General features: G+C 70.1%; 19 protein-coding genes. 11 read left to right on the top strand and 8 right to left on the bottom strand.

All coding sequences use genetic code 11. The features are described 5' to 3' along the window. Positions 1-110 precede the first annotated feature (110 nt). Together OHB49_RS07825 and OHB49_RS07820 are read left to right on the top strand one after the other, a co-directional pair. On the top strand, positions 111-1,712 hold the full coding sequence (locus tag OHB49_RS07825) for a cytochrome P450 (protein WP_329159009.1): 1,602 nt from the start codon (positions 111-113) through the stop codon (positions 1,710-1,712). A gap of 146 nt (positions 1,713-1,858) precedes the next feature. Then, positions 1,859-3,205: a 6-phospho-beta-glucosidase gene (locus tag OHB49_RS07820; protein ID WP_329159008.1), complete on the top strand. Its 1,347-nt coding sequence runs from the start codon at positions 1,859-1,861 to the stop codon at positions 3,203-3,205. A gap of 157 nt (positions 3,206-3,362) precedes the next feature. Here the strand turns inward: OHB49_RS07820 and OHB49_RS07815 are convergent, their stop codons facing one another. The 3 genes from OHB49_RS07815 to OHB49_RS07805 all read right to left on the bottom strand — a co-directional run bounded on the left by OHB49_RS07815 (position 3,363) and on the right by OHB49_RS07805 (position 4,951). Beyond that, positions 3,363-3,911, bottom strand: a complete 549-nt coding sequence (locus OHB49_RS07815; protein WP_329159006.1) for a GNAT family N-acetyltransferase — start codon at positions 3,909-3,911, stop codon at positions 3,363-3,365. Positions 3,912-4,055: 144 nt separating this feature from the next. Then, positions 4,056-4,499: a hypothetical protein gene (locus tag OHB49_RS07810; protein WP_030980453.1), complete on the bottom strand. Its 444-nt coding sequence runs from the start codon at positions 4,497-4,499 to the stop codon at positions 4,056-4,058. Then, positions 4,493-4,951, bottom strand: coding sequence for an ATP-binding protein (locus OHB49_RS07805; RefSeq protein ID WP_329159005.1), 459 nt, complete (start codon positions 4,949-4,951; stop codon positions 4,493-4,495). The genes OHB49_RS07810 and OHB49_RS07805 overlap by 7 nt, the downstream gene beginning before the upstream one ends. Positions 4,952-5,157: 206 nt before the next feature. Here OHB49_RS07805 and OHB49_RS07800 point away from each other — a divergent pair, with 206 nt between their 5' ends. The 3 genes from OHB49_RS07800 (at position 5,158) to OHB49_RS07790 (ending at position 7,162) form a co-directional block, all read left to right on the top strand. After that, on the top strand, positions 5,158-6,018 hold the full coding sequence (locus OHB49_RS07800) for a helix-turn-helix domain-containing protein (RefSeq protein WP_030980455.1): 861 nt from the start codon (positions 5,158-5,160) through the stop codon (positions 6,016-6,018). A 2-nt stretch (positions 6,019-6,020) separates the two neighbouring features. After that, positions 6,021-6,263, top strand: coding sequence for a DUF397 domain-containing protein (locus tag OHB49_RS07795; RefSeq protein ID WP_030980456.1), 243 nt, complete (start codon positions 6,021-6,023; stop codon positions 6,261-6,263). An 89-nt stretch (positions 6,264-6,352) separates the two neighbouring features. Then, positions 6,353-7,162, top strand: a complete 810-nt coding sequence (locus OHB49_RS07790) for an SAM-dependent methyltransferase (protein WP_030930008.1) — start codon at positions 6,353-6,355, stop codon at positions 7,160-7,162. Between the two features lie 73 nt (positions 7,163-7,235). Here OHB49_RS07790 and OHB49_RS07785 read toward each other — a convergent pair whose 3' ends face one another. Next, the gene (locus OHB49_RS07785) at positions 7,236-7,652 is read right to left on the bottom strand and encodes a cupin domain-containing protein (protein WP_234433100.1); all 417 of its coding nucleotides are present in this window, start codon (positions 7,650-7,652) and stop codon (positions 7,236-7,238) included. Between the two features lie 53 nt (positions 7,653-7,705). Here OHB49_RS07785 and OHB49_RS07780 point away from each other — a divergent pair, with 53 nt between their 5' ends. Next, the gene (locus OHB49_RS07780) at positions 7,706-8,671 is read left to right on the top strand and encodes a helix-turn-helix domain-containing protein (protein ID WP_030980459.1); all 966 of its coding nucleotides are present in this window, start codon (positions 7,706-7,708) and stop codon (positions 8,669-8,671) included. Positions 8,672-8,742: 71 nt separating this feature from the next. After that, the gene (locus tag OHB49_RS07775; RefSeq protein WP_329159001.1) at positions 8,743-9,198 is read left to right on the top strand and encodes a YchJ family protein; all 456 of its coding nucleotides are present in this window, start codon (positions 8,743-8,745) and stop codon (positions 9,196-9,198) included. Between the two features lie 90 nt (positions 9,199-9,288). On the opposite strand, the gene OHB49_RS07770 is transcribed toward OHB49_RS07775, so the two are convergent. The 3 genes from OHB49_RS07770 to OHB49_RS07760 form a co-directional block, all read right to left on the bottom strand. Beyond that, positions 9,289-11,376 carry an MDR family MFS transporter gene (locus OHB49_RS07770; RefSeq protein ID WP_329159000.1) on the bottom strand — a complete coding sequence of 696 codons (2,088 nt, stop codon included), beginning with the start codon at positions 11,374-11,376 and terminating at the stop codon, positions 9,289-9,291. A 55-nt stretch (positions 11,377-11,431) separates the two neighbouring features. After that, on the bottom strand, positions 11,432-12,271 hold the full coding sequence (locus OHB49_RS07765; protein WP_329158998.1) for a hypothetical protein: 840 nt from the start codon (positions 12,269-12,271) through the stop codon (positions 11,432-11,434). 183 nt (positions 12,272-12,454) lie between these two features. Beyond that, complete coding sequence (locus OHB49_RS07760; protein WP_030980463.1) at positions 12,455-12,718, bottom strand: hypothetical protein; 264 nt, start codon at positions 12,716-12,718, stop codon at positions 12,455-12,457. Between the two features lie 621 nt (positions 12,719-13,339). Here OHB49_RS07760 and OHB49_RS07755 point away from each other — a divergent pair. Together OHB49_RS07755 and OHB49_RS07750 are read left to right on the top strand one after the other, a co-directional pair. After that, positions 13,340-14,170: a PP2C family protein-serine/threonine phosphatase gene (locus OHB49_RS07755; protein ID WP_329158996.1), complete on the top strand. Its 831-nt coding sequence runs from the start codon at positions 13,340-13,342 to the stop codon at positions 14,168-14,170. Between the two features lie 92 nt (positions 14,171-14,262). Continuing rightward, a complete protein-coding gene (locus tag OHB49_RS07750; RefSeq protein WP_443079501.1) occupies positions 14,263-15,288 on the top strand; it encodes an MASE1 domain-containing protein in 1,026 nt (341 codons plus the stop codon). Between the two features lie 39 nt (positions 15,289-15,327). On the opposite strand, the gene OHB49_RS07745 is transcribed toward OHB49_RS07750, so the two are convergent. Beyond that, positions 15,328-16,389: an ATP-dependent DNA ligase gene (locus OHB49_RS07745; RefSeq protein WP_329158995.1), complete on the bottom strand. Its 1,062-nt coding sequence runs from the start codon at positions 16,387-16,389 to the stop codon at positions 15,328-15,330. A 96-nt stretch (positions 16,390-16,485) separates the two neighbouring features. Here OHB49_RS07745 and ligD point away from each other — a divergent pair, with 96 nt between their 5' ends. Continuing rightward, a complete protein-coding gene (ligD, locus tag OHB49_RS07740) occupies positions 16,486-17,496 on the top strand; it encodes a non-homologous end-joining DNA ligase (RefSeq protein ID WP_329166395.1) in 1,011 nt (336 codons plus the stop codon). Beyond that, positions 17,493-18,572, top strand: coding sequence for an ABC transporter permease (locus OHB49_RS07735; RefSeq protein ID WP_329158994.1), 1,080 nt, complete (start codon positions 17,493-17,495; stop codon positions 18,570-18,572). The genes ligD and OHB49_RS07735 overlap by 4 nt, the downstream gene beginning before the upstream one ends. Positions 18,573-18,575 lie beyond the last annotated feature (3 nt).

The following is an 18,575-nucleotide window of genomic DNA, read 5'->3' as shown; positions in this document are numbered from 1 at the left end:
CACAGCGCCGTGCCCGCCCCCACGCGCACCCCGCTGGACACCCTCTCGGCACCCGCTCGATCCCTCGTCCGTACACATCCGATCTCGGCAGCCTCATCCCTGGAGCGATCGTGACAACCCCTTTCCACTACGAGCCCGGCGCGGCCACGGGGCCGGTTCCACCGCCCGAGTGCCCGGCCCACGGCCTCGGTGTCGGACCCGGCGGGCTGCGCCGGTTCTACGGCCCCGAGGCGGAGCGGGACCCCGCAGGGCTGTACGACAAGCTGCGCGCCGAACACGGCACGGTGGCACCGATCCTGCTGCACGGGGACGTACCCGCCTGGCTGGTGCTCGGGCACAGCGAGAACCTGCACATGACCCGCACCCCCTCGCAGTTCTCCCGCGACTCCCGGCGCTGGCGGGCCCTGCAGGACGGCAGTGTCGCCCCGGACCACCCGCTGGCCCCGATCTTCACCTGGCAGCCGGTGTGCGTGTTCGCCGACGGCGATACCCATGAACGGCTGCGCGGCGCCGTCACCGACAGCATGGCGCGCATCGACCACCGCGGGGTGCGCCGTCACATCAACCGCTTCAGCAACCGCCTCGTCAACGACTTCTGCCAGGAAGGCCGTGTCGACCTGGTCAGCCGGTTCGCCGAGCAGCTGCCGATGATGGTGATGTGCGCGATCCTCGGCATGCCCGAGGAGTACAACGACCGCATGGTGCAGGCCGCCCGCGACATGACCCGGGGCACGGCGACCGCTGTCGCGAGCAACGCCTATGTCGTCGCCGCGCTGAGCCGGCTGGTCCAACGGCGCCGGACCGAACCCGCCTCCGACTTCGCCACCTGGCTCGTCGAGCATCCCGCGGGAATGACCGACACCGAGGTCACCGAGCATCTGCGGCTGATCCTCATCGCCGCGTACGAGGCGACCGCCAACCTGATCGCCAACGTGCTCCGCATGGTGCTCACCGACCCGCGGTTCCGGGCAAGGCTCAGCGGCGGCCACATGACGGTGCCGGAGGCGGTCGAGCAGACGCTGTGGGACGAGCCGCCGTTCACCGCGGTGTTCGGCCGCTGGGCGGTCGGCGACACGGAGCTCGGCGGCCAGCGCATCAAGGAGGGTGACGCGCTGATCGTCGGCATCGCACCCGCCAACACGGACCCGGTGGTACGGCCCGATCTCACCGCCAACATGGAGGGCAACCGCTCCCACCTCGCGTTCAGTGGCGGCCCGCACGAATGCCCCGGCCAGGACATCGGGCGAGCGATCGCGGACGTCGGTGTCGACGCCCTGCTGATGCGCCTGCCGGACCTCGAACTGGCCGTCGACGAGAGCGAGCTGCAGTGGATCGGGAACATCATGTCCCGGCATCTCGTGGAACTGCCCGCGGACTTCGCCGCCCGCCCGCCGCAGGACGACGACGAACCCCCGTCGACGGGCCGGCGTGACCCGGAGCGCGAGAACTGGGAAGTTCAGTCGCCGGTCGGGCACACGCCGCCCGCGACGGTGCGTACTCCGGCACCCTTGCCCGCTCCGGCCGGTGCGGGGGTGCAGGCCGCCGCCCCAGGCGGGGCCGGTGCCGTGCAGGGGGGCGGGGTGCAGACCGAGACGGCGCCCGACGACACGGCCGCGGGGCAGTCGGCAGCCGGCCGGATCCCGCGTCAGCGCAGGCCCGCCGCACCGGCGAGGCTGTGGCGCGCGGTGACGCGCTGGTGGAGCGGCTACTGACCTGGCTGCCCGCGCCACGACCGGCGCGAGCGCAGTCACGGCCCGGTGGCCCTGGACCCAGGAGTCCGGGGCCACCGGGCCGCGCGCCTGCGGTGGTGACGGCGACGGACCCGGTACGGAGCTTCGGGCCCGTACCATGCGGAAGCGTGAAGCTGACAATTCTGGGCGGCGGCGGATTCCGGGTTCCCCTGGTGTACGGGGCGCTGCTCGCCGACCACGCCGAAGGCCGCGTCACCGCCGTCACCCTCTACGACACCGACGCCGACCGGCTCACCGCCGTCGCCCGCGTCCTCGCCGATCAGGCCGAGGGGGTGCCGGACGCACCCACCGTTCTCGCCACCACCGAGCTCGACGAGGCACTGCGGGGCGCCGACTTCGTCTTCTCCGCCATCCGTGTCGGCGGCCTCGAAGGCCGTGCCGCCGACGAACGGGTCGCCCTCGACGAAGGCGTGCTCGGCCAGGAGACGGTCGGCGCGGGCGGCATCGCCTACGGGCTGCGCACCGTCCCCGTCGCGGACGGTCTCGCCCGCCGTATCGCCCGGCTCGCACCGCACGCCTGGGTCATCAACTTCACCAACCCGGCAGGCCTGGTCACCGAAGCGATGTCCCGCCACCTCGGCGACCGGGTCATCGGCATCTGCGACTCGCCGGTGGGCCTCGGCCGCCGAATCGCCCGGACCCTGGGCGCCGACCCCGACCGTGCCTGGATCGACTACGTCGGCCTCAACCACCTGGGCTGGGTCCGCGGGCTGCACATCGACGGCCGCGACGAACTGCCGCGCCTGCTCGCCGACCCGGAGTTGCTGGGCTCGTTCGAGGAGGGCAAGCTCTTCGGCACCGACTGGCTGCGTTCACTCGGTGCGATCCCCAACGAGTACCTGCACTACTACTACTTCAACCGGGAAGCCGTCCGCGCCTACCAGGACGCCGAACAGACCCGCGGTGCCTTCCTCCGCGACCAGCAGGAGGGCTTCTACGCCCGGATGAAGGACCCGGTCACTCCCGCCCTGCCGACCTGGGACCGCACCCGCGCCGAACGCGAGGCCACCTACATGTCGGAGAACAGGGAGGTCGCCGGGGCCGGTGAGCGGGACGAGAGCGATCTCGAGTCCGGCGGGTACGAACAGGTCGCCCTCGCCCTCATGCGGGCCGTCGCCCGCAACGAGCGGACGTCCCTCATCCTCAACGTCCGCAACCGCACCACGCTGTCCGTGCTCGACGCGGACGCCGTCATCGAGGTGCCCTGCCTCGTCGACGCCAACGGCGCCCACCCCGTAGCCGTCGACCCCCTTCCGTATCACGCCGTCGGCCTGGTCACGGCGGTCAAAGCCGTCGAGCGCGCGATCCTCGACGCGGCGGCAACCGGCTCACGCGCCACCGCCGTCCAGGCCTTCGCACTGCACCCCCTCGTCGACTCGGTCTCGGTCGCCCGCCGACTCGTCGACGGGTATACGAAGGCTCATCCCGGACTCGCCTATCTGAACCGGACCTGACCGGGACACGGTTGTACCGGACAGCGGTGGGCCCGCCGCCTGTTCACCATCAGGCCAACGGCCCCGGCCAGGGCCTGCGCCCCTTCCGGGACCCGGACGCGTGGAAGGCGACGAAGGCTGATGGCCGACCGACACGCCACCCCTTCCGGGCACGAGCTCAAGCGGGCGGCGTGACCGGGGACCACACGCCCATCCACTGTTCGGCGCCCCACGCCTTGTACCGCTGTACCTCGGTGAACCCCAGCTTCGCCGCGAGGCGCATCGAGCGGTCGTTGGCGGTCTGGGTGCAGAGCACCACCGGCTCGCCGGGAAGCGCGTGTGCGAACCAGCCGAGCGCCGCCGCGCACGCCTCGGCGGCGTACCCGTGTCCCCATGCCTCCGGCAGGAGCAGGTAGCCGAGTTCGGCCTCCCCGGCATCCGGACGGACATGACTCCGACGCTCCGCGTCGCGCCGACTGAGCTCGATGGTGCCGATCATCGCTCCGTCGAGCTCGATCACGAAGAGGCCGGGGCGCCTCTCGGGCGTCTCAGGCAGCGCGCGCTCGCACTCATCACGCGGTCGATGGCCACCGATGTAGGCGCCCACCTCCGGCGAGGTGAACAGCTCGATGAACGCCGCACGGTCCCGGGCCTCGGGCTCGCGGAGCACGAGCCGCTCGGTCTTGATCGGGGCAGGTGGCCAGGCGACGGACCCCAGTTCAGTCATGGCGGGGAACCTATCGCACGCCCGCCGAGCAGCACGTGGTCTCACAACTCACGAACAAGGCCACGGCTCCTCAGGGCATGAGGGATACCGAGGGGCCAGGAAGAAGCACCCGGGCCTTCAGGGGTGTGGTGAAGGTGCTGGAGGTCAGCCGGCGGGCACCGCGCGGGGGCCATCGGCCACTGCCCAGGACGGTGTCACCCCAGTGACCTGGCACACCATCAGGAACAGCGGAATGGGCGGGGTGTAGGGCGTACGGCTGTCGGGTGCGTGGATCAGTCGCGGCCGCACCGCGGGGACGTACGCACCCCTGGCGTACGCGACCTGCGCCGGCCAGTCCAGTTCGAGGTCCGAACCCGCCGGGACGATCCACCACCAGCGGTCGGCGTCCGCGAAGACGCAACCGGTGCGTGGCAGATGGGACAACAACCGGAAGCCGTACGCGGCCGGGACCCCCACCGCGTCACAGCCCAGACTCGCCGACAGTGCGGGCGGCACCGGCAGCTGTACCCCGCTGTCGCCGGCGCCGGGCGGCTGGGGCTCACGGGAGCGGCGGGTTCCGAGCAACTGGGACATTGCGTTCCTCAACATGACTGCTCCGTGCCGTGCGACAGTTCTGCCCAGACGATGCGACCCGAGCCGTCCCCGGCGTCGCGGGACCCCCAGGCGCTGCTCATCGCATCGACGAGCAGCAGGCCGCGCCCGTGTTCGTCATCGGCCGTGCGGCGCAGCTTCGGGCCACCGGGCTGGTGTCCTTGATCCTGTACGGCTATACGCAGCCGTCTTTCGAGACGGTGCAGCTCGCACACGACGCGAGCGCTCGCGGTGTGCACCACCGCATTGGTGACCAGTTCCGAGACGACCAGGACCGCCGCTTCGTGTGCGTCCGCGTCCAGCCGCCACTCGTCCAACCGGGCCCGCGTCAGCCGCCGTGCACCTGCCACCGATTCCGGCTGAGCGGGCAGTGCGAAGCAGTACCGGAGCGCTTCCGTCCCGGGGGTGAGGTCGACGTGCCGGGGGATGAGCGCACTGCCAGGTGCCACGACCGATTCCTCACAGTGGGGGGCTGCGCCACGCTTCGCATCCCCGGGGGAGGGAGCGGGCATGACTAAGTGAACTGGTTCACTCACCAACTCTCCCCCTGTCGCGAACACTTGGCAAGAGGCACTCTGAAAATTCCAGAGTGACTGTGTCTTTGGAGGCATACGCATGGCACACTGCTCGCAAACACCGCATCGGGAGGTCTGAAGTGAGCGAACCGCGGTCCGCCCCGACCGTGGGTCAGGTCGTTCTCGGCAAGCGCCTGCAGGACCTGCGGGAGCGTGTCGGCCTGAGCCGTGACCAGGCCGCCAAGGTGCTGCGGGTCGCTCCTGCGACGATTCGCAGGATGGAGACCGCAGAGGTCGCTCTCAAGATCCCCTATGTGCAACTGCTTCTGAAGGCCTACGGGATCACCGACGGTGAGGCCGAGTCCTTCGTCGAACTCGCCGAGGAGGCCAACAAGCCCGGCTGGTGGCAGCGTTTCCACGACGTCCTGCCCGACTGGTTCAGCATGTACGTCAGCCTGGAGGGCGCCGCGAGCCTCCTGCGCATGTACGAACCGCACTTCGTCCCCGGACTCCTGCAGACCGAGGAGTACGCACGTTCGGTGATGCGCACCGGCGCCGTCGGCCAGACCCGGCCCGAGGACATCGAGCGCCATGTGGCGCTGCGGATGGAGCGGCAGGCGCTGCTGACCCGCCCGGACGCCCCGAAGCTGTGGGTGGTGATGGACGAGACGGTCCTGCGCCGTCCCGTCGGCAGCGCCGAAGCCATGCGCGAGCAGACCGACCGACTGCTCCAGGCGACCGAGATGCCCAATGTGACGTTGCAGATCGCGGAGTTCGCGACCGGCCACCACCCCGGTACCTACGGACCGTTCGTCCTCTTCCGCTTCGCCGTCCCCGAACTGCCCGACATGGTGTACAGCGAGTACCTGACCGGCGCCGTCTACTTCGACGCACGCCCCGAGGTGGCCTCCTACCTCGAAGTCATGGACCGCATGGCGGCTCAGGCCGCAACTGCACAACGCACGAAGGAAATCCTCCGGGACTTCCGCAAGGAGCTGTGATGATCGACCCCATATACAACGGCATGCCGGCCGCCGAACTCGGCTCCGAGGGCTGGTACAAGCCGTGGAGCGGCGGCAACGGGGGCAACTGCGTCGAGGCCATGAGGCTGGCCGACGGCAGAGTCGCTGTACGCCAGTCCGCGGACCCCGAGGGCCCCGCCCTTATCTACACCCCCCGTGAGATCGCCGCATTCATCCAGGGCGCCAAGGCCGGTCAGGCGGACTTCCTCCTGACCGGAACCTGACGCGCACGTACCGGACCTGAAGAGCCGGCGACTGTTCCTCGCCACAGGTCAGCCACTGTTCGCCGATCCACGGACCCAAGGAGCGCGCTATGACCGGGCACGACCCGCAGCCCATCGAGATCGACACCAGCAAGCCGCATCCCGCCCGGATGTACGACTGGTTCCTCGGCGGCAAGGACAACTACCCGGTCGACGAACAGATGGCCCAGCAGCTCCTGGCCCTCGACTCACGGGGCCGAGACATGGCCCGGGTCAACCGCGCCTTCATGCACCGCGCCACCCGCTGGCTCGCCGAGCGGGGGGTACGCCAGTTCCTCGACATCGGCACCGGCATCCCGACCGAGCCCAACCTCCACCAGATCGCCCAGCAGACCGCCCCGGATGCGCGCATCGTCTACTGCGACAACGACCCGATCGTCCTCGCCCACGCGGCGGCCCTGCTGCGTTCCACCCCCGAGGGAGCCACCGAGTACATCCAGGTCGACGCCCGCCGGCCGGAGGCCATCCTCGAGAACGCGGGCAAGGTCCTCGACTTCAGCCGCCCCATCGCGTTGTCCCTGTTGGCCCTGCTGCACTTCCTCGACGACGAGGACGGCGCGGCCGAGCTCGTCGACCGGCTGGTGGCGCAGCTCCCCTCGGGCAGCTATCTGGTGCTCTCGCACACCACAGGGGACTTCAACCCCGAGGGTGCGGCCCAGGCCTCCGCCATGTACAAGGCCCGCGGGATGACGCTGCGCCCACGCTCGCATGCCGAACTCAGCGCGTTCTTCGACGGGCTGGAGCTCGTCGAGCCGGGCGTCACCCTCTCCGCGGACTGGCACCCGGAGCTCGGCGAGGTCATCGACGTGCCGGGCGACGAGCCGATCCCGGGATACGCGGGTGTGGCCCGCAAGCCCTGACCCCGAGCCGGCACCACCCACTTCGGCTCGGTGGACCGGCAGCAGCCCGCAACCCCTGCCGTCCCCGCCGTGCTCAGGCTCCCAGTACGTGTCCGGTTGTCGCCTCGACATGGTCGGGCACCTCGTCGTGCCGGTCGCCCACCGATGACGTCCCGGACGGCTCGAACAGCAGGAGCGACGCACCGGCCGCCGAGTACGGCCGGTGCCAGGTGGTGCGCGGGACGACGAACACCGCGCCCCGGTCGAGGGTGACAGTCCGCTCCCCGCCGGCCTCGCGCAGTGCGATGTCCAGGGCGCCGTCGAGGACCAGGAAGAACTCGTCGGTCTCCTCATGGACGTGCCAGACATGCTCGCCCCGGACCTTGGCGACCCGCACGTCGTAGTCGTTGACGCGGGTCACGATCCGGGGGCTCCACAGCGCCTCGAAGGTCTTCAGGGCATCGCTCAGCAGGACGGGGTCCGGGCCGGTCGTCGTCATGTGATCGCTCATGCCTCCCATCCTCGGCGGTGGACTCCGCTTCGGGTGAGTGCTACGAATCGCACATGGCGCAAGAATCCTCGCACCGGGTCGTGATGATCGTCTCCGCCGGCTCCAACCCGTTCGAGCTGGGCGTGGCCACCGAACTTTTCGGGCTGCGCCGACCCGAGCTGCCGGTGCCCTGGTACGACTTCGAGCTCTGCGCCGAGACCCCGGCCGTGCGTATGCATCACGGCTTCTTCCAGCTCACCGGGGTCGCCGGACTCGACGCCGTCGACCGGGCCGACACCGTCATCGTGCCGAACAGGCCCGACCCGGAGACCGACCCCGACCCGGCCGTCCTCGAAGCGATCCGTCGCGCCGCCGCCCGGGGTTCCCGTCTGGTCAGCTTCTGCACGGGTACCTTCACCCTGGCCGCGGCCGGTGTGCTGGACGGTCGCCGCGCCACCACCCACTGGCGCTGGGCCGATGCCTTCGCCGCCCGCTTCCCGCAGGTCCGCCTCGACCCCGATGTGCTGTTCGTCGACGACGGGCAGATCATCACCGCGGCGGGCAGCGCCGCCGCCCTCGACACGGGCCTCCACATCGTCCGTGGCGACCACGGTGCGGAGATCGCCGCAGCCGTCAGCCGCCGGCTGGTCTTCGCCGTCCACCGCGACGGTGGCCAGCGGCAGTTCGTCGAGCACCCGCTGCCCGACATGCCCGATACCTCGCTGGGCCCGCTGCTCGCCTGGGCCGAGGAGCGCCTCGGTACTGAGCTGACGGTGTCCGGCCTGGCCGCGCACGCCGCCGTCAGTCCTGCCACCCTGCACCGGCGCTTCCGCTCCCAGCTCGCCACCACCCCGCTCGCCTGGCTGACCGAGCGGCGGATCACCCTGGCCTGCCGGCTGATGGAGCGCGGCGAGGAACGTCTCGACGTGGTCGCCCGCGTCAGCGGACTCGGTACGGCGACGAACCTGCGGGCCCAGCTGCGCCGCCGCACGGGGCTCACCCCCACCGAGTACCGCCGACGCTTCGCCGGGACACGGTGACGCACCGGTCCGGTACGGCAGCGTCCGCCCTGGCGCACCTTCCCGGTCCCGTCGCAGGTCACAATGGGTCCATGTCCCGACGCAGCTCACGCCCCCGGCAGACCTCCGCCGCGAGCACCCGGATCGCCCCGGCCACCGCGATCACTCCGGCCTCGCCCTGCCCCTGCGGCCTTTCCGCCACGTACGCCGACTGCTGCGGGCGACTGCACGCCGGGGCCGCCGCACCGACCTGTGAGGCGCTGATGCGTTCGCGGTACGCCGCGTTCGTCGTCCAGGACGCGGCGTACCTGCTCCGCACCTGGCACCCGGACAACCGGCCGCCCGTCATCGACTTCGATCCCGCAATGCGCTGGGTGCGCCTGGAGATCCTGGCGACGACGGAGGGCAGCGCCTTCCACACCACGGGTACGGTCACCTTCCGCGCCCACTTCACGGACAACGGCCGGCCGGACTCGCTCCACGAACAGAGCCGATTCGTCCGGCACGAAGGCGCCTGGGCCTACTCGACAGCGGTCTTCGCCGACTGATCACCCCGAGGTCCGCCGAGTGGCGTCACGCCGAAAGTGCTCACCGCGACGCGACGGACTCGGTTGAAGGAGGAGCGGGCGGCGCCGGTGTCAGGCCGGGGCGGGTACCCGCGACGCACCGGCCGTGTCCGCCGGGGACAGCTCCTGCGTCAGGTCCTCCGCCAGCAGCCGCTTGGCGATGACGTGGACCGCGGCCCGCAGCTGCTTGTCGTCGGGGCGGGCGCCGTCGTGGTCCACTTGTTCATTGAGCCAGGCGCCCCAGGCACGGGAGATCGTCGCAGCCTCCCGGCGGCCGGCCTCGGTGTGCGTGAAGAGATGACCGTCCCCGCTGAGATACCCCTCCTCGATCATCCGGTCGAAGACCGGCACCAGCACCTCGGGTGGAATCCGGTGCCGGGTCGCGATCAGACCGAGGCCCGCATGGCCGACCAGCCGGGTGAACAGCTCGACCTGCATCACCGCCCAGGCGCCCGCCATGTCGAGCCGGGTGTCCGAGGCGGCGACGATCTTCCGGGCCGTGTCCGGGCCCATACCTCGAAGGATCTTCGCCACCGAGTACTCGAGCAGCTTCGCCGAGTCGCCGTCGCCCGGGGAGGCGAACCCTTCGCCCATGTCGGTCGAGGCGACCCGTGCGGTGTCCCGCAGTTTCACCTCTTTCAGGAAGAGGGCCACGACGAACCCGAGCAGTGCGACCGGCACCGTCCACAGGAACACGGTGTGGAGCGTGTCCGCGTATGCCTGGACCAGCGGCGCGGACTGCCCGGGCGGCAGGCTGTGCAGCCCCTGCGGGCTCTGCGCCGCCTTCGCCACGACCGCGGGGTCGCCGCCCGCCCGCGCCGCGGCCACGACCCCCTGAGTCAGGTTCGGCCCCAGCGCGTTGGCGTAGATCGTGCCGAAGACCGCGGTGCCGAAGGAGCTGCCGAGCGTACGGAAGAACGTCACACCGGACGTCGCCGTGCCCAGGTCCGCGTAGTCGACCGTGTTCTGCACGGCGATCGTCAGCACCTGCATGGACAGCCCGATGCCGACACCGAGTACCAGCATGTACAGCGACTCCAGCCAGACCCCGCTGCCCGGACCCATCCTGGACAGCAGGTAGAGCCCGACCGTCATGATCAGCGAACCGATGATGGGGAAGATCCGGTACTTGCCGGTCTTGCTGACCACGTTGCCGCTGAAGATCGAGGCCGCGAGCAGACCGATCACGAGCGGCAGCGTCCGCACGCCCGACAGGGTCGCCGAGTTTCCGTCCACGAACTGCAGATATGTCGGCAGGAAGATCATCGCGCCGAGCATCGCGAAGCCCACGATGAAGCTGAGGACCGAGCAGACGGTGAAGACCGGGTTCCGGAACAGCCGCATCGGCAGCATCGGTTCCTTCGCCCGGAACTCCACGAGGCAGAAGAGCGCGAGCGCGACGACGCCACCCACGAAGAGACCGATGATGGCGGGCGACCCCCAGGCGTACTGGTTGCCGCCCCAGCTCGTCGCCAGGATCAGGGCGCTCGCACCGACCGTGACCATGGTGATGCCCAGATAGTCGATGACCGGCCGCCCGGCCGCTTTGACCGCCGGGATCGTCCGGGCGGCGGCTATCACCACCACGATCGCGATCGGCACATTGACGTAGAACGCCCAGCGCCACGAGAGATGGTCGGTGAACAGCCCGCCGAGCAGCGGCCCGACCACCGTGGCCACGCCGAAGACCGCGCCGATCGCGCCCTGGTACTTGCCGCGTTCACGCAGCGGGATCACATCGGCGATCAGCGCCATCGAGGTGACCATCAGCCCGCCCGCGCCGATGCCCTGCAGCCCTCGCCAGATGATCAGCATCGACATATTGGTCGCGAGACCGCACAGGAACGAGCCGGTGATGAAGATGATCGCCGAGACCTGGAAGACGATCTTCCGGCCGAAGAGGTCACCGAACTTGCCGACCAGGACCGTCGCCACCGTCTCGGCCAGCAGATACGCGGTGACCACCCAGGACATATGCGCGGCGCCGCCCAGATCCGAGACGATCGTGGGCAGCGCCGTGCCCACGATCGTCTGGTCCAGGGCGGCCAGCAGAATCCCCAGCACGATCGTGATGAAGACGATGTTCCGGCGACGCGGGTCGAGCACGGGCGGCGCGGCGGCACTCTGCGCGGCGGGGGCGGTCTCGCTGGCAGTGGTCACGCTTGCACCCTCACATCGGCCCCTGTCTCCCGCATGTGGGGGACGGCCGGACGGGTCAGCGGATCAGCTCGCGTACCGACGTCTTCATCCGGGCCACGAACGCCTCCCGCGCCGGCTCCGTCACCCGGTCGAGCGAGAGGTACGGATTGAGGTCCTCCAGCTCGACGAGCAGCAGCTCGCCGTCGGCCGTCCGGCAGGCGTCGACCCGCTGGATGCCGTGTGCGAGAGCGTTCCACTCCACGAACCGCCGGGCGAACTCCAGGTCCGCCGCCGTCGGCCCGTACGGCTCCAGCACCCAGCGCCTGTCGGTGTGCGGTGCGTACAGCGCGTACTGGAAGTCCCGGTCGATGAAGTAGAAGGACACCTCGTAGCTGAAGTCGATCTTCGGCTGGACGAGCACGGTGCCGTCGGGCTCGGCGGCCACCTCGGCGGCGAGCAGCTCCGGTGCGACGAACCGCAGCCCGACCGAGTCCGCACCCAGCTTCGGCTTGATCACATACTCCGAGGCCTCGGGCAGCAGCCCCAGATCGGCTGCCCGGTCCACGGTCGCGATCACCGGGTACTTCGCGGCGCTCAGGTCGACCAGATACTGCTTGCCGGCCATGTCGCCGCGGCCGGTCAGCGGGTTGTACACCGGCACGTTCCGCTCCCGTGCGCGGGCGCAGAACGCGTCGTACGCCTCCTGGTAGTGCAGCACCGGACCGCTGTTGCGTACGACGACGACGTCGAAGCCGTCCAGGAGTGCGGCCGCGTCCCGCGGATGGCAGAGCGCCACGTCGAACTCCTCGCGGAGCCGCGAGGTCAGAAAGATGTCCTCGTCGCAGTAGCGCCGGCCGCGCGCCTCGTAGGCAAGATCGGTGACGAAGAGGACGGACGGGCGCGGACCGGCGGGCATGGCGTTTCCCAGGGGGTGTGTGCGAACAGCGGTATCGGTGGCATTGCTGCCCGACATTCTCTCCCGGTCCGCTTCACCCTGGTCACCGCGGTCCGGCCGGCGGTCGTCAGGCCGGCCGATGCGGGTGCGGATGTTCCCCGTGGTCCCGTGGATCTTGTGCTGCCGATGCCGTCGACGCTGCGGTCACCAGGAGCTGCCGGGACGCACCGGCAGCCCGGGGTGGTGGGCGGCGAGCACCTTGTTGGCCCGGGCCAGCTCGGACAGGGCCTGCTCGCGATCGGCCTGGTCCTCGATGCCGAGCCGGGGGCCGCGGAACCTGCGGACCTCGCGGGCGGCGCACTCGGCGTCGAACTCCGCCTGCACGATGTGCGGCGGGATGCAGGACCCGATCAGCGCGGCGACCCGGTCCGGGATCGGAACGGGGACGAGGAGGTGCGAGGCGGTCATGGGGGGTTTTCCCTCTCGGATGGTTGACCAGGAGGTGGTGCTGTGCGGCCGCCGGATGGGCGGTCGACTCCTCCTTATGTAACGGGACGCAGTTCCGGTTTTCTCGTTGAGAACGTCTCCGTCTGGCAACCGTTCGGGAGTGACCGGCTATTTCCCCTTACCCGTAAGTAAGTTGACTCCACGTGAGGTACGTGCTCGGGTCGTGATCCGCGCCGCGTCGCAGGGGTGTGAGGCGCCCGGCATACCTGTACCCCTTGCTCCCCTGTGCCCGATGGGGATGGGTCATGGGAGGAGCGCGCTCCCACGTGCGGTCAGGTGCGTACCGACTTGGGCTGTTGAAGATAGTCCAAGCCGGAGCCCGTGCACACAGGCGTGACAGGACGAGACGCACGGGGCACGTATTGCGGTGCCGGGGCCGGTCCGTCCCAGCCCCGCGTCGGGCCGGGTCCGGTGGCCGGAGTCGGCCCGCAAGGGGGTTCGGCAGGGGGGTCTGCCTCGCTCGTCCTTCCGTGGCGTCCGAGCAAAGGGACGAACCGGTCTCGGCAACATGTGGTCCGGCCCTCCGTTACGAAGAGAACTAAGGTGGTATACGGATCACGCTGGAACGCCCCCGGAGGGGCCATGCGCCACCACCGCACCGCTCACGTCGACAGCGCCCAGGAAGCTTTGCTCACCCTGGGACGTCTCGTCGATCAGGCGCTGGAGCGGATCAGGATCCAGCGGGCCCGGGTTGAACTGGCCGAGGCGCTGCAGCGCCATCTGCTCCCGCCCCAACTGCCTCAACTGCCTCATATAGCCATCGCGGCCCGCTACACCCCTTCGCGCGACGGTCTCGATGTCGGGGGCGACTGGTACGACGCCTTTCCGATGACGAACGGTTCGGTCGGCGTCACGATCGGTGATGTGCAGGGGCACGACGTGGAGGCCATCGCCTTCATGGGGCAGGCCCGCACCAGCCTGAGGGCCCTCGCCAGCGTCACGACCGATCCGGGCGAGATATTGAGCCGCACCAACGACCTGCTCATCTCGATGAGCTGCGGCCTCTTCGCGACGTGTTGCTTCCTCACCTTCGACCCGCGCAGTGGCGCGCTCGCCATCTCCCGGGCGGGCCACATCCCGATGGTCTGGGCCACCGCCACGGGCTGGTCCGGCATCGTTCTCGACAGCGGGGGCCCGCCCCTCGGGATTCTCCCCGGCGAGACCTACCCGGTGACGCGACGACGGCTGACGGAGCCGGGATCGTTGGTCCTGGTCACCGACGGGGTGGTGGAAGGGCCGTCCTGCCCGATCGAGAAAGGGCTCGACGAAGTGGTCCAGCTGGTGCGCGGTGGTTACGACGGAGATCCCGACCGGCTGGCCGGTGACGTGATCAAGGTGGCCGACCTGACGGGGCACCGCGACGATGCCGCAGTCCTCGTCGTCCGCTACGCCGGCATAACTCCCGCGGGGTAGGAGTGTGCGGTCGTCCCGCATGTTCCGCGTTGCGACGATGGAGATGTCTTCCGGCGCGTCCTGGCCGGCAGGGCCCTTCCGGGTGGTGTCTGATGACTGGCGTGGTGACCAATCAGGAGCTCCGGCGCAGGGGCGCCGAGACTCTGCTGGTCCTCGCTGTCGCCGCCGTCTACTACGGCGCTGCCCGGCTGGGTCTTCTCGAACAGTTGGTGCGCGGGCAGGTCACGCCGCTCTGGCCGCCCACGGGTATCGCCGTGGCCGGTCTGCTCGTCTTCGGACTGCGGATCTGGCCGGGTGTCGCGCTCGGCGCCTTTCTCGCCAATGTGGCCATCGGGCCGACACCTCTCACCGTCCTGGCCATCATGGTGGGAAACACGCTCGCACCGGTCTGTTCCTACCTGCTGCTGAGGCGCGCGGGCTTCCACAACGACCTGGACCGGCTGCGCGACGCGCTCGCGCTGGTCTTCCTGGGTGCCCTGGGCGGGATGCTCATCAGCGCGACCGTGGGCAGCAGTGTGCTGGTGCTCTCGGGTGCGCTGCCCGCAGGCGATTTCTGGCGCACCTGGTCGGTGTGGTGGACAGGCGATGCGATGGGCGTGCTGGTCGTCGCACCGTTTCTGCTCGTCCTTCGCAAGGCGAGGTGGCCACGGGGTGTGGCATTGCGGCGGTGGGCCGAGGCGGTGGCCCTGTTGGTCGGCACCCTGGCGGCCACGCTCCTGGCGACGGCGGGCACCAGCGCCTCCCTGCTCTTCCTCGTCTTCCCGTTCCTGATCTGGGCCGCGTTCCGCTTCGAACTTGCCGGTGCCGCGTCGTGTGCGCTGGGAGTCTCCACGTTGGCGATTCTGGCCGCCGGCGCCGGGACCGGCCCGTTCGCTCATAAGGATCTCTTCACCAACATGGTCACGCTCCAGGCCTTCAACGGGGCCACGGCCCTCACCGCGCTGCTGCTCGCGGCGGTCATCACCGAGCGGAACCGCACCCACGGGGAGATCAAGCGGCTCTGTGCGCGGCTCACCGACATGGTGGCGGCCATGCCGGACCATCCGGTGACCGATCAGTGGCAGACGTCCGACGACCCTGATGACCCCGGCGGCCGGGCCGGCGGCGGTCAGCCCTGAGGGCTGTCCGACCCCTGCGCCACACCGTCGGGCTCGACGTCAGTGGGCTGACAGCACCTCGGCCAGGTCGTATCCCACCACCTCCTCCAGCTGCGCATACGTGCAGCCGCCGGGGGTGCGGTCCGGCCGCCACCGGCGGAACTGGGCAGTGTGCCGGAACCGGTCGCCCTCCATGTGGTCGTACGCCACCTCGCACACCCGCTCCGGACGCAGCGCCACCCACGACTGGTCCTTCTTCGTGGACCACCGGCTCTGCGCGCCGGGCAGCCGGGCGGTCTCGTGCGCGGTGGCGTCGGCCCAGGCCGCCCACGGATGGTCGGCGAAGTCGGTCCGCAGTGGCTCCAGCTCCGTCACGAGTTCCTCGCGGCGCTTCATCGGGAAGGCGGCGCACACCCCGACGTGCTGCAGGACGCCCTCGGAGTCGTACAGGCCGAGCAGCAGCGAGCCGACGATCGGGCCGCTCTTGTGGAAGCGGTAGCCCGCCACCACGCAGTCGGCGGTCCGCTCGTGCTTGATCTTGTACATGACGCGGACGTCGGGGCGGTACGGCAGATCGAGCGGCTTGGCGACGACACCGTCGAGCCCGGCCCCCTCGTACCGCTCGAACCACTCCTGGGCGACGGCCGGGTCCGTGGTCGCGGGGGCGAGATGGACGGGGGCCGAGGCACCGGACAGCGCCGCCTCCAGCACCGCGCGCCGGTCCACCTGCGGGGTGCCCAGCAGAGAGTCGTCGCCCACCGCGAGGATGTCGAAGGCGACCAGGCTGGCCGGGGTCTGTTCGGCCAGCAGCCGCACCCGTGAATCGGCCGGATGGATGCGCTCGCTGAGCCGGTCGAAGTCCAGCCGGCCGTCGTACACGACGACGACCTCCCCGTCGATCACACAGCGCGGCGGCAGATTCTCCCGAACCGCCGTGACCAGCTCGGGGAAGTAGCGGGTGAGCGGCTTGCCGGTGCGGCTGCCGATCACCACCTCGTCGCCGTCGCGGTGCACGATAGCCCGGAAGCCGTCCCATTTGGCCTCGTACTGCATCCCGGGCGGGATCCTGGACACGGACTTGGCGAGCATCGGCTTCACGGGCGGCATCACCGGCAGATCCATGGAGCGATTCTTACCCGGATACCTCGATCAGTCTCCCGATATGCGGCATATGTGAGCCCGGCCTAGCGTGGCCCCATGGGCGCAGCGGGAACAGCGGTGGAGCTGGATGCGGACGGGCGGGCGGTGCGGCTGTCCAGCCCGGACAAGGTGTACTTCCCGGAGAAGGGCTACACGAAGAGGGACGTCGTCGAGTACTTCCTCTCCGTCGGCACCGGGATCACCCGCGCCCTGCGGGACAGACCGACCACCCTCCAGCGCTTCGTGGACGGCGTCGACGGCGACTTCTTCTACCAGAAGCGCGCCCCGAAGAACCTCCCCGACTGGATCCCCACCGCCCGGATCACCTTCCCCAGCGGCCGTCCGGCCGACGAGATCTGCCCCACCGAACTCGCCGCCGTCCTGTGGGCGGCCAACCTCGGCACGCTCACCTTCCACCCCTGGCCGGTGCGGAGCGCCGACACCGACCACCCCGACGAGCTGCGCATCGACCTCGACCCGCAGCCCGGCACGGACTACGCCGACGCGGTCAGCGCCGCCCATGAGCTGCGGGCCGTCCTCGACGACCACGGGTTGCGCGGCTGGCCCAAGACCTCCGGCGGCCGCGGCATCCATGTCTTCGTACCGATCGAACCCCGCTGGACGTTCACCGAGGTCCGCCGCGCCGCCATCGCGGCCGGACGGGAACTGGAACGCCGGATGCCGGACCGGGTGACCACCGCCTGGTGGAAGGAGGAGCGCGGCGAACGCATCTTCGTCGACTTCAACCAGACCGCCCGCGACCGGACGATCGCCTCCGCCTACTCCGTACGGCCCCACCCGCACGCCCCGGTCTCCGCACCCCTGCGGTGGGACGAGATCGACGACGCCGAGCCGCGCGACTTCGACATCAGGACGATGCCGAAGCGGTACGCGGAGGTGGGCGATGTGCACGCGGACATGGACGACCACGCCTTCCGGCTCGACGGTCTGCTGGAACTGGCGGACCGTGACGAGCAGGAACGCGGGCTCGGCGACATGCCGTATCCGCCGGAGTACCCGAAGATGCCCGGCGAACCCAAACGGGTCCAGCCGAGCCGCGCCCGGCACGACGAGGACGGGGCTGCATGAGCGCGCCCGACCTGGAGCCCGTCACACCGCACGGCGACCATGCCCGGCCCCCGGCCCCCGGTGACCGATGGGCGGCGTTCAAGGCGTCCCCGTATCTGCCCGCCGTCGTGCTCCTGTTCATCATCGCGGCCGCCGCTGGTCTCTTCGCCGGCTCCTACACGTACGCGATGGCCAACCCGACCCCGCGCAACATCCCGGCCGCCGTGGTCGGCGACCTCGACACCGTGCGCGACAAGGTCTTCCTCGACCGGCTGGAGGCCGCGCTCGACACCTCGCTGGTGCTCCGTGAGTACGGCACCCAAGCCGAAGCCCGCACCGCACTGGAGCAGCAGAAGGTCTTCGGCATCCTGCGGTCCGAGAACGGCGGGGTCGGTCTGGATGTCGCGAGCGCGTCCGGAGCCTCGGTCGCCCAACTGCTCGCCGAGTCCACGCTGAAGGTGGGGGAAGCAACCCATGTGCCGGTGAAGGTCAAGGACGTGAAGCCGCTGCAGCGGGGCGACCCGCGCGGCCTCGCCCTCTTCTACATCTCGCTCGCCGCGGTGATCATCGGATTCGTCGGTGCCATCCAGCTGAATGTGCACGCCAAGGCGCTGGCCCCCCTGGACCGGATCGGATTCACCGTCGCCTACGCCCTGCTCGGCGGGTTCGCGATCGCCGCCGTGGTGGACTGGCTGCTCAGCTCCGTCAAGCTGCCGTTCCTCCAGTCGTGGATGATCCTCTCCCTCACCATGTTCACCACCGGCATGGTCTTCACCATGTTCAACGCCCTGATGGGGCGCTGGGCGATGATTCCCACCTGGGGACTGATGGTGCTGCTGGGCAACCCGTCCTCAGGCGGTGCGGTCTCCTGGCCGCTGCTGCCGTCGGTTCTCGGCTTCATCGGCCGCTGGCTCCCCCCGGGCGCCTCGGTCAACGCCCAGCACGCCGCCGTCTACTACCAAGGTCACCAGCGGGCCTTCCCGTACCTGGTGCTCGCCGGATGGTCGCTGGTCTCCTGCACCGTGTTCCTGGTGTGGCGCCACCGGTATCCGGAAGGCCGCGACCACATGCCTCAGCATGCGGCCGCGGCCACCTGACGT

Source organism: Streptomyces sp. NBC_01717 (assembly GCF_036248255.1).
Taxonomy (GTDB): domain Bacteria; phylum Actinomycetota; class Actinomycetes; order Streptomycetales; family Streptomycetaceae; genus Streptomyces.
The sequence above is the reverse complement of the archived record's forward strand: the minus strand, read 5'-3'. Positions and strand labels throughout refer to the sequence as shown.